Origin of the sequence: Buchnera aphidicola (Kurisakia onigurumii) (assembly GCF_039394605.1) — a bacterium.
Taxonomy (GTDB): domain Bacteria; phylum Pseudomonadota; class Gammaproteobacteria; order Enterobacterales; family Enterobacteriaceae; genus Buchnera_I; species Buchnera_I aphidicola_B.
Map to the genome: position 1 here is coordinate 1 of NZ_CP135035.1, position 3,373 is coordinate 3,373.

General features: G+C 21.1%; 2 protein-coding genes. Both read left to right on the forward strand.

All coding sequences use genetic code 11. The features are described from left to right. Nucleotides 1-941: 941 nt before the first annotated feature. Nucleotides 942-2,522, forward strand: coding sequence for an anthranilate synthase component 1 (locus tag RJU59_RS02450; RefSeq protein WP_343155346.1), 1,581 nt, complete (start codon nucleotides 942-944; stop codon nucleotides 2,520-2,522). Nucleotides 2,523-2,547: 25 nt separating this feature from the next. Continuing rightward, nucleotides 2,548-3,159 carry an aminodeoxychorismate/anthranilate synthase component II gene (locus tag RJU59_RS02455; RefSeq protein ID WP_343128826.1) on the forward strand — a complete coding sequence of 204 codons (612 nt, stop codon included), beginning with the start codon at nucleotides 2,548-2,550 and terminating at the stop codon, nucleotides 3,157-3,159. Nucleotides 3,160-3,373 lie beyond the last annotated feature (214 nt).

The window sequence follows — 3,373 nt, forward strand, 5'->3', positions numbered from 1 at the left end:
TCTGAAATAAGAGAAATATAAGTCTGAAATAAGAGAAATATAAGTCTGAAATAAGAGAAATATAAGTCTGAAATAAGAGAAATAAATGCAAAAACTATTGACAATTCTTAATTTACCCCCCCTTACCTCCTTTTTAAGTTTTAATAGATGCAAAAAATAGGTTAATTTTATGAATTTTCAACAAGATATGCAAACGGTCGGTGCATAAGTTGTGGAAAACCTGGGTATAAGATGTTGATAAGTCTGGGGATAACTTTTTTTTTTCAACAAATTTGAATTTTTTTTTTTTTGAATTTCAATAAATAAATTTAAAAAAATGTTATAAAAAACTTTTAATAATTTATTTAAAAACCTATAAAAATATATTTTTATAGGTTTTTTAATTCTTTTTTATAATTTTAAATAAAATTTATAAGAATATTATTTATATATATATATTTATATGTTATTCTTTTATTATTTTATATGTTTTAATTATTTTATTTTTATAATAATTAATTTAATGTTTATAATGTATTATTATTATTTGTTTAAAAACAAAAATATGTTAGTTAACATATATATATATAGTGTAAAATCGAAATTTTAAATAAAAAAAAAGTTTTTTATACCAAAATTTCTAAATATAATCAAAAAATTGAATTTAAATCACAAAATATTATAGAAATTAATGATAAAAATGCATTTATTAAAAATTTTTTTGTTTTAAAAAATTTACTAAAAAAGGAAATAATTAATATAAAAAAATATGATGAAAAAATAATTATAAAAATGCACATATTTTTACTAAAAATTATTTATTGCAAGAAAATTAAAAAAATACAGAATAAAAATTAATTTCAATGTTTTTTATTCATTTTTTTTTAAAAGGAAAAGTAAAAAATTGAAAAAATCTTTGTGATTATTTTTAATTATATTTAATTATTAAAAAGTTTAAAAATATGAAAAATGAAAATAAACAATGTGAAATTGAAATAATAAAAAAAAAATCTATTTATCATCCTGATCCTACTGTAGTTTTTCAGGAAATATGTCAGAAAAAAAAAAATACTTTGCTTTTAGAATCATCTGAAATAAATACTAAAAAAAATTTAGAAAGTATGATGATTATAGATACTTCTATAAGAATTACTGCTTACGGAATGAAAGTAAAATTTGAATCTTTTACTCCTAACGGTAAAAAAATTTTACCAATTATTGATTTTTTTTTATCAAAAAAATCAGAAATATTTTCTTCTCCAAATAGTAGAATTTATAAATTTCCTGAAAAAAAAAAATATATTAATGAAGATGAAAAATTAAAATCAAGTTCCATTTTGGATTCAATTAGATGTTTGTTATTTCAAGTAATAAAAAATCCTACTAATTCTCCTAAAGCTATATTTTTAGGTGGATTTTTTTCATATGATTTAATATCTATTTTTGAGGAAATTCCAAGTTTTTTGTCAAAAAATAATTGTCCAGATTTTTGTTTTTATTTAGCAGAAATTCTTTTAATTTTAGATCATAAAAAAAAAGTATGTACTATTCAATCTACTCGTTTTAATAACTCTATTTCAGAAAAAATAAGATTAAAAAATAGAATTTCAGAAATACATTTACAATTAAAAAAAATAGAAAATAAAATACCTATTAAACATAAAAAAAATTACCAAAATCTAAAAAATGTTGTTACCAACCAAAGTGATTCTAAATTTATAAATACAATTAAAAAAATAAAAAAATTAATTTGTAAAGGTGATATTTTTCAAATTGTACCATCCAGAAAATTCTTTATGAAATGTAAAAATCCATTTTTATCATATCAAATATTAAAACATGATAATCCAAGTCCTTATATGTTTTTTATGAACGATTCAAAATTTTCATTATTTGGTGCATCTCCTGAAAGTTCTTTAAAATTCAATCCTAAAAATAGAATTATAGAGTTATATCCTATTGCTGGTACAAGACGTCGGGGATTTAATAAAAATGGAAAAATAAATTGGGATTTAGATAGTAAAATAGAATTGGAAATGAGAAGTAATTGTAAGGAGATAGCAGAGCATATTATGCTTGTAGACCTAGCTAGAAACGATTTAGCACGGATTTGTGAACCAGGTAGTAGATATGTTGCTAATTTAACAAAAGTTGATAAATATTCCCATGTTATGCACTTAGTATCTCATGTAGTAGGAAAATTAAAAAAAGGATTAGATGCTTTACACGCTTATCAAGCTTGTATGAATATGGGTACATTAAGTGGTGCTCCTAAAATAAAAGCTATGGAATTAATTTCTCATTTTGAAGGTGAAAGAAGAGGGACTTACGGAGGAGCTATAGGATATTTAACTGCTTCTGGTTTTCTTGATTCATGCATCATTATACGATCAGCATATGTTGAAAAAGAAATGGCTATAGTGCAATCAGGAGCAGGAATAGTATTGGATTCTATTCCTCAAGAAGAAGCAAATGAAAGTAGAAATAAAGCACAAGTAGTTTTAAACTCTATATTTTTATCAAATCAAAAACATAAAATTTAAAAAAATAAAGAGTAGTTTAATAAAAATGACTAATATTATAGTTTTAGATAATTTTGATTCCTTCATTTATAATTTGGTTGATCATTTGAGATATAAAAATCATCAAGTAAACATTTATCGTAATGACATAAAACCAAATATAATAATTGAACATTTATTACATTTAAAAAATTCTATTTTAATTCTTTCTCCTGGACCAGGAACACCAAAAAATTCAGGATATATGATGAATATTTTAAAAGAAATAAAAGGTAAAATACCTGTTATAGGAATTTGTTTAGGTTTTCAAGCTATCATTGAATTATATGGTGGAAAAATTGGATTATCCAAAGAAATATTACATGGTAAAAAATCATTGATATATCATGATGAAAAAGATATGTTTCAAAATATACCTAATCCTTTTTTTGCTGCTAGATATCATTCCTTAGTTGGAATTAATATTCCAAATGATTTAAAAATAAATGCTCATCATTCAAGTTTACCTATGGCAATAAAAAATATTCAAGATGTTATATGCGGTTTTCAATTCCATCCAGAATCTATTCTAACTGTAGAAGGAACAAAAATTTTAGACCAAACTTTAGACTGGATAAAAAAAATAAAAAGAAAAAAAATAAAAAAATCAAAAAATTAACAATTTATATTTTAAAAATTTTTATTTTTTTTATTCTTTATTTTTTTTATTTTTTCTTGCTTATTTTTATTTTTTTATCCCTGTTTTTAACGTACAGGGATAAAATAAAGTTGTGATTTTTTTAAGTCTGAAATAAGAGAAATATAAGTCTGAAATAAGAGAAATATAAGTCTGAAATAAGAGAAATATAAGTCTGAAATAAGAGAAATATAAG

Bases quoted from the DNA above. Each gene is read 5' to 3' on its own strand.
- RJU59_RS02450 (WP_343155346.1), top strand. From the start codon at position 942: ATGAAAAATGAAAATAAACAATGTGAAATTGAAATAATAAAAAAAAAA.
- RJU59_RS02455 (WP_343128826.1), top strand. From the start codon at position 2,548: ATGACTAATATTATAGTTTTAGATAATTTTGATTCCTTCATTTATAAT.